The sequence below is a fragment of the Desulfobulbus alkaliphilus genome, from assembly GCF_016918545.1.
In the GTDB taxonomy this organism is placed as follows: Bacteria; Desulfobacterota; Desulfobulbia; order Desulfobulbales; family Desulfobulbaceae; genus Desulfobulbus; species Desulfobulbus alkaliphilus.
Genome location: NZ_JAFFQC010000285.1, coordinates 1 through 433 on the forward strand (window position 1 = coordinate 1; position 433 = coordinate 433).

Genomic DNA, 433 nt, shown 5'->3' on the forward strand with positions numbered 1-433 from the left:
TGGTCCGTCTGTACGGCTGAGGCGCGCAGGAGTTGTCTATGTCCAAGTTGTTCACCGCCCCACGTTCGAAGGGAACAGCCTCGTCGCTGATGGCGGCGGTTTGCCTGACGCCTCTGTTTCTGGCCGGTTGCGCCGCATTCCCGACGATGACCACCACGACTCGCATGCCCGATCGTGCAGAAGATGCGCGCAGCGGCGGTGATGTTGTGCCGACCGGTTCTGATGCGGCTGTCGCCGGAGCACGCAACCCGTCAGAACGTCTGTCCATACCGAGGCGTACTGCGCAGACACCCCAACGACCGCCGGCGACCGAAGCCGAAATCGCGGCGCTGCTGCCTGATGAGCCGGTCGATGCGACCTTGGCGCCGCAGTCTATCCCCCAATTCGCGGCGACCGTCTTCGGCGGCGTTCTCAATGTGCCCTATTCTCTCAG

General features: G+C 64.0%; 2 protein-coding genes. Both read right to left on the reverse strand.

Translation table 11 applies throughout. The features are described from left to right. Nucleotides 1-268, reverse strand: a 268-nt coding sequence (locus JWG43_RS20920) for a hypothetical protein (protein ID WP_205244398.1), incomplete at its 3' end; no start/stop codon positions are given. Then, on the reverse strand, nucleotides 252-433 hold a 182-nt coding region (locus tag JWG43_RS20925), incomplete at its 5' end, for a hypothetical protein (protein WP_205244399.1). The genes JWG43_RS20920 and JWG43_RS20925, both read right to left, overlap by 17 nt.